This window comes from Kitasatospora sp. NPDC057198 (assembly GCF_042670125.1).
Classification (GTDB): Bacteria; Actinomycetota; Actinomycetes; order Streptomycetales; family Streptomycetaceae; genus Kitasatospora.
The window spans coordinates 1-6,439 of record NZ_JBHUWH010000442.1 but is presented as its reverse complement, the minus strand read 5'-3'; the positions used below and the strand labels follow the sequence as shown (position 1 = coordinate 6,439).

Genomic DNA, 6,439 nt, shown 5'->3' with positions numbered 1-6,439 from the left:
GGCGCCTGCCCGGGACCCCGCCGCGACGTGCCGTCAGCCCTTGCGCCGCCGCCGCGCCGCGGCGATCAGCAGCACCACGCCGACGCCGACCAGCGCGGCCGGCACCACCCGCTCGACGCGCGGCCGCCCGTCCTCGTCCACGAACTTCGACCGGACCTGCTCGGCGGCCCCGCTCGCGGCGACGTACGCCCGCCCGGCCTTCTGCTCGACCGCGGCCCGGACCTTGGCCTTGGTCTGCGCGGCGACGGTGGCCGGGTGGACGCGCATGGCGAGTTCGTCGAGGGTCGCGGCGAGCCGGTCCCTGCTGCCGGCGATGTCCGCCTCGATCTGGGCCGTCGTACGCGGTGCCGACGTGTCCTTGCCGCTCGCTGCCACTGGGGCCACCCCATCTCTGTTACCGCTAGGTACGTCTTCTCCTCGGACAGTCTGTCAGCTCGCCGCCGCACGCGCGCAGCGCCACCCGCCGACGGAGGTAGGTTGGCCCGCAGCACGACCGTCCGTCCACTCCCGAGGAGACCCGAGCCCAGTGAGCGAGCGCCTGCAGCCCGGCGACACCGCCCCCGCCTTCACCCTGCCCGACGCCGACGGCAAGGAGGTGTCGCTGGCCGACCACCTCGGCCGCAAGGTGATCGTCTACTTCTACCCGGCGGCGCTGACCCCCGGCTGCACCAAGCAGGCGTGCGACTTCACCGACAACCTGGAGGTGTTCGCGGGCGCCGGCTACGACGTGATCGGCGTCTCGCCGGACCAGCCGGCCAAGCTCGGGAAGTTCCGCGAGGCCGAGGACCTGAAGGTGACGCTGCTGTCCGACCCGGAGCACCGGGTGCTGGAGGCGTACGGCGCGTACGGCGAGAAGGTCAACTACGGCCGCACCTACCAGGGCGTGATCCGCTCGACGGTCGTGGTGGACGAGCAGGGGAAGGTCGAGCGGGCGCTGTACAACGTCCGGGCCACCGGCCACGTCGCCAAGCTGCTGAAGGACCTGAAGGTCGGCCAGTAGCCGCCGGGAGCGGGAAGCAGCGGTGGCGGCCGACCCCCCGACCGGGTCGACCGCCACCGCCGTTCATGGGCTCGGGATCAGCCTCAGCAGGCCCCGAGGTCCGTCCAGACGCCCCAGGCGCCGCTCAGCGAGGGGTCCTCGCCCGCGGTCCACCACTTGTTCTGGTAGTAGTGGCCCTTCCACGACACCTTGGTGACGGTGGCGTAGGTCGTCCCGGCGCTCCAGCTCGGGGCGCCCGTGCAGGCACCGGCGGTGACCGACGCGGACGGCGAGGCCGACTGCGAGGCGGAGGCCGAGGCCGACGGGGACGCCGAGTGGGAGGCGGAGGCGCTGGCCGAGGCCGACGGCGACGCGGACTGCGAGGCCGAGGCGGACGCGGAGGCCGACGCGGACGGCGAGGCGGTGCCCGCGGCGGTGCCGCGGGTGTAGTCGCCGGTGATGCCGTACAGCGTGCCGCCGACGTTCACGGTCCAGTTGGCGGGGGTGGAGACCGGCAGGTAGTAGACGAAGGCGACGTCCACCGAGGCGCCGGGCGCCAGGGTCTGCCAGGTCGGCAGCTTCAGCGAGACCCGGTTGTAGGTGCCCTTCAGGCCGCCGACGTTGCTGCCGGTGTGGTCGGCCCGGATGACCTTGGAGCCGAAGCCGGACTGGTCGGCGGCGTTGGCGGGCGCGGAGACCGAGTAGTCGAACTGGAACTCGGTGCCGCCCGGCAGGGTGACGTTCGAGTTGTTGACGATGTGGATCTTCGGGTTGATCGGGTAGTTGTTGTCGCCCAGCGCGAACTGGGTGAACGACACGTCGATCGGCAGGGTCTGCTGCGGCAGCGCGATGGTGGAGCGGGTCGCGCCGTACGCGGAGGCCGACTTGAACTTGTCGTACAGCAGCGAGGTCATGGTGTTGCCCTGGACGTACTCGCCCTTGCCGCCGTTGGCGGTGGCGTCCCACTTGTAGTCGCCGGCCAGCTCCCAGATCATCGCGCCGCCGACGCCCTGGTTGACCACGTAGTCGGCCTTGGCGCCGATCGACTGGTCGTCCTCGGTGGACAGGAAGACCTTCTTGTCGGCGTTCCACAGCCACGGCGCGACCAGCGACGAGCTGTAGTTGCGGGTGTAGGTGCCCTTGAGCGCGGTGTCGCTCACGCCGTACTTGGACAGGTAGTCCGGGACGACGCCCGCTTCCAGGTTCTTGGCGTGCCACATCGGGTTGGAGCCGGCGGGCGACTCCTTGCCGTTGTCGTCCAGGTCGTGCCAGATGTTGTCGATGCCGACGGCGCCGTCACCACAGGTGGTCAGGCCGGAGCCGGCCGGGCAGTTGGTGGTGGAGGAGGTGCCCCACAGGCCGTTGGTGCCGCCCTGGACGTTCTGGAAGCCGCGGGTGTAGTACGGCACGCCGAGGTTGATCCGGCCGGCCGGCATCGCGCCGCGGAAGTAGTGCACGGCCCAGTCGGTGTTCAGGTAGCCGATGCCGCCGTACTGCGAGGTGCCGTACACGTTGGCGGCCGCCAGCTCGGCGTCCTTGCCGTCGTCGTACAGCGCGGCGTTCGGGCCGACGTACTTGTTCCAGGCGCCGTGCAGGTCGTACGACATGATGTTGACGTAGTCCAGGTACTGGGTGACCTGGAAGGTCTCCATGCCGCGCAGCAGGTAGCCCGAGGACGGGGCGGCGACCGACAGCAGGTAGTACTTGCCGTCGGCGGCGGAGGCCCGGTCGAGCTTCTCCCGCATGGTCTTCATCAGCGCGGCGTAGCCCTTCATCAGGGAGGCGCGCTTGGCGTTGGAGATGGAGTAGTCGAGCGGGTTGCCCGCGTCCTTCATCGAGGTCGGGTACTCGTAGTCGAGGTCGACGCCGTTGAAGCCGTACTTCTTGATGAAGGCGACGGCCGAGTCCGCGAAGGTGTTGATGCCGGCCTGGTTGACCGACCCGTCCGCGTTGACGGTCATCGAGTAGAAGCCGCCCGAGTCGACCCGCTTGCCCGAGTCGTCGAAGTAGCCGCCGGTCTCGGCCCAACCGCCCACCGACACCATGGTCTTGACGTTCGGGTACTGCTTCTTGAACTTGCTGAGCAGGTTGAAGTGGCCCTTGTACGAGTACGCCGGGTCCATCTCCGCGCCGGCCACGCCCGGGAAGGTCATCCCGGTCGAGGCGTTGTCCGGGCCGTCGGCGCCCACGGACAGCGTGTTGTCCGAGGCGACGTGCGCGAACGCGTAGTTGAGGTGGGTGACCTTGTCCCAGGGGATGTTGTTCACCAGGTAGGCGGGCGTGCCGTCCTTGCCGGTGCGCCAGCTGGTGAAGTAGCCGATGACGCGGCGCTGGTGGTCGGCGCCCATCTGCTCGCGGCCGCTGGTGTCGTAGACGTTGCAGTACGGGACGTCGACGCCGGGCGTGGTGTACATGCCGTCGGGGCGGCACGCCTGGTTGTCGACGGCGGCGGCGGACGGAGCCGCGCCGAGCGTGCTCATCAGCAGGCCCGCCAGCCCCGCGGCCGCGGCGGCGCCGAACGCCACCTTGCGGCCCTTGAGGTGGCGGACGGCAGCGGTGGGACGCTGCTCCGCCTTGTTTCGGATCAACACTCGGTCCTCCTGGAGGGAGTGTCGTGCGCACGGCCGTGGGAAGCCGCGCGCCTGTGGGGGAAGTTCCGCCGAACCTAAAAGGTCTGGACCACCCGCGTCAACAGGTCTGTACCAACTTGATATGAAGGGCCGGACCGTCCGCATTCGGACGATCCGGCCCTCCCTAGCGGAACCTGACGCTACTTCATGCTCCCGGTCATCGCGTTGACCAGCGTGCCGGACGGGTCGTCCGCCTCCAACGAGTAGGCGAAGATCCCGCCGAGGCCCTTGGAGGTGGCGTACGCGCCGCGCGCCGCGATGGCCTGCGGGGTGTCACCGGTCCACAGGCTGGTGCCGTCGTAGATCCACGAGCTCTGCGTGGTCGGGTCCCAGTGCACCGCGGAACCGGTGCTCTTGCCGGCCGCCACCAGCTCCTTCCAGAACGCCACGCCGGCGGTCTGGCTGGTGCCCTGCGCCGCCGCCGGGCCGGTCGCGGTCTGGTAGAGGCCGTAGTTCGACCCGGCCGGCACGCCGGTCCACCCGCGCATGTAGAACGGCACGCCCAGCACCAGCTTCTTGGCCGGGAAGCCGCCCTTGATCCCGTACGCCGGGGCGCCGTTCAGGTAGGCGTTGACCGCGTTGTCCACGGTGTACTTCTGGGTGCCCGGGGCGACCGGGTTGCTCGGGTCGTTCGGGCTGTCGTACAGCGGGTCCTGCAGGTTGGTCGGGCCGGTCGCGTCCCAGGCGCCGTGCATGTCGTAGGACATCACGTTGCCGTAGTCCAGGTACTTGCCGATCTGGTCGGTCTGCAGCAGCGCGATCTTGTCCTGGCCGGACGGCAGCGCCGCGGTCAGCAGGTACTTCTTGCCGACGGTCTGCCCGTACGCGTCCAGCTGGTTGCGGAACTCGGCCAGCAGCGCGGTGAAGTTCGCAGTGTCGGCGGCCGAGTAGTGGTTGCCGGTGTGGCCGCCCGCCGAGGCCGGGTACTCCCAGTCGATGTCGATGCCGTCGAAGATGCCCATCGCCGCGGCGGTGCCGCCGGTGGCGTCGCCCTGGATCGAGGGCAGGTTGCCCTTGATGAACATGTCGATGCAGGAGGAGACCAGCTTCTTGCGCGAGGCGTCGGTGGCCGCCGCATCGGAGAAGTACTTGGAGTACGTCCAGCCGCCCAGCGACATGGTGATCTTCAGGTTCGGGTACTTCGCCTTGAGCTCGCGCAGCTGGTTGAAGTTGCCCTTCAGCGGCTGGGTCCAGGCGTCGGTGGTGCCGTCCACCGCGATGTCCGCGGTGTAGCCCTTCTGGTAGTCCGCGAACGCGTCGCCCGCGCCGTCGCCGGCGCTCGGGTTGTTGTCGTTGGTGTCCGCGGCCTTGATGGTCTCGAAGCAGCTCAGCGTGGACGGGTTGATGTTGGCGAACGCGTAGGTCATCGTGTTCAGCCCGCCCGCCGCACCGGTGGCGGCCATCGTCGACGGGTAGTACTTGTTCCCGTAGATGCCCCACTGCGCGAAGTACGCCGACTTGAGCGCGCCGGTCGGGGCCGCCCCGGTGGTGACGCTCACCGGCGCGGTGAACCCGCTGCTGTGGCCGTCCTTGTCGTAGCCCTGCACGGTGAAGGAGTACGAGGTGTTCGGCAGCAGCGAGGAGACGGTGACCGCGGTGCCCATCGAGGTCGCGGTCTGCACCGTGGTGCCGCCGGTGAAGATCCGGTAGACCGCGCTGTTGCCGTTCTGCGCGTTGTCGGTGGAGGCGTTCCACTTCAGCGTCACCGAGGTGCCCGACACGCTCGCGGTCAGCCCGGTCGGCGTGGTCACCACCCCGTCCCCGCCCGGCGTCCCGCTCTGCGAGGCGCTCGCCGAGGGCGAGGCGCTCCGCGAGGGCGAAGCACTGGCGCTCGCACTGGCACTGGCGCTCGCGCTGGCACTGGCACTGGCACTGGCACTCGCGCTGGCGCTGGCGCTCGAACTCCCGCTCGCCGACGGGCTGTTGGAGCCGGAGCCGCCGGGCCCGGTGAGGACCAGGTCGTCCGCGTAGTAGCTGCCCTGGCCGTACCAGCCGTGCGTGTAGACCGTCACCGAGGTGGTGGAGGCGCCGGTGGTGAAGGTGGTGCTGCGGCTGGCCCAGTCGGCGCTGGAGCCCCAGGAGTTGGTGTCGGTGGTGCCCGTCCCGGTGACGCCCAGGTAGGTGTAGTTGCCCTTCAGCCACCCGCTCAGGCTGTACGTGGTGTTCGGGCTGACCGCGACGGTCTGCGAGCACTGGGCGGTGTCCGAGGCGGAGGCCGCGGCCTGCAGCGCCCTGCTGCCGCCGTGCGGGGCGGTGGAGGTGATCGAGCCGAGGCCGGCCGAGCAGTTCCAGCCGCTCAGCGTGCCGCTCTCGAAGTCGCCGTTGGCGAGCAGGTTGACGGTGGCGGCCGAGGAGGCGCCGCCGATAGCGGTGACCAGTCCGGCGGCGCCGGCCACCAGTGCGGTCGCGGTCGCCAGCGCGGTGCCGGCCTTCAGCGGACGCCGCCCGGTGCGGGCGGCGGAGCGCGCGGCTGTGGCGCGTTCGGGCATGGGACGCTCCAATGCTCGCGCCCGGGGTGGGGGGCCGGGCGCCGTGGGGGAGGAGGACGTACCCGGGCCCGGCCGGTGCGCACCGCCCGGGGCCCGGTTTTCCGCGGATCGGCGCGAACGTACGTGGTCTGGACCACACCGGTCAATAGGTCTGTACCAATTCTTGAACAAGCCGGGACGGCCCGCACCACCGCCCGAAAGGGTGGTGCACGCCCGTGCGACGGCCCAGTAGCATGGCGGGAGTCACACATCGGCGGTCTTGGCGGAATTGGCAGACGCCCGGGTTTTAGGTGCCCGTGAGAGAGATCTCGTGAGGGTTCGAGTCCCTCAGGCCGCACCCC

At 70.2% G+C, this 6,439-nt stretch carries 4 protein-coding genes and 1 tRNA gene; 2 read left to right on the top strand and 3 right to left on the bottom strand.

The features are described from left to right. Window positions 1-33: 33 nt before the first annotated feature. The gene (locus ACFUEL_RS32565) at window positions 34-375 is read right to left on the bottom strand and encodes a DUF3618 domain-containing protein (RefSeq protein ID WP_380240650.1); all 342 of its coding nucleotides are present in this window, start codon (window positions 373-375) and stop codon (window positions 34-36) included. A 151-nt stretch (window positions 376-526) separates the two neighbouring features. Here ACFUEL_RS32565 and bcp point away from each other — a divergent pair, with 151 nt between their 5' ends. Continuing rightward, entirely contained in the window at window positions 527-1,000 is a 474-nt protein-coding gene (bcp, locus tag ACFUEL_RS32560; protein WP_380240648.1) for a thioredoxin-dependent thiol peroxidase, read from the top strand. An 83-nt stretch (window positions 1,001-1,083) separates the two neighbouring features. Here the strand turns inward: bcp and ACFUEL_RS32555 are convergent, their stop codons facing one another. Both ACFUEL_RS32555 and ACFUEL_RS32550 read right to left on the bottom strand, forming a co-directional pair. Then, window positions 1,084-3,504 (bottom strand): chitinase C-terminal domain-containing protein, encoded by a 2,421-nt coding sequence (locus tag ACFUEL_RS32555; RefSeq protein ID WP_380240652.1) that lies wholly within the window; start codon window positions 3,502-3,504, stop codon window positions 1,084-1,086. 245 nt (window positions 3,505-3,749) lie between these two features. Continuing rightward, the gene (locus ACFUEL_RS32550) at window positions 3,750-6,098 is read right to left on the bottom strand and encodes a glycosyl hydrolase family 18 protein (protein ID WP_380240647.1); all 2,349 of its coding nucleotides are present in this window, start codon (window positions 6,096-6,098) and stop codon (window positions 3,750-3,752) included. 253 nt (window positions 6,099-6,351) lie between these two features. Between ACFUEL_RS32550 and ACFUEL_RS32545 the strand changes: the two genes are divergently transcribed. Further along, window positions 6,352-6,435 (top strand) — tRNA-Leu (locus tag ACFUEL_RS32545). The last annotated feature ends 4 nt before the right edge of the window (window positions 6,436-6,439 follow it).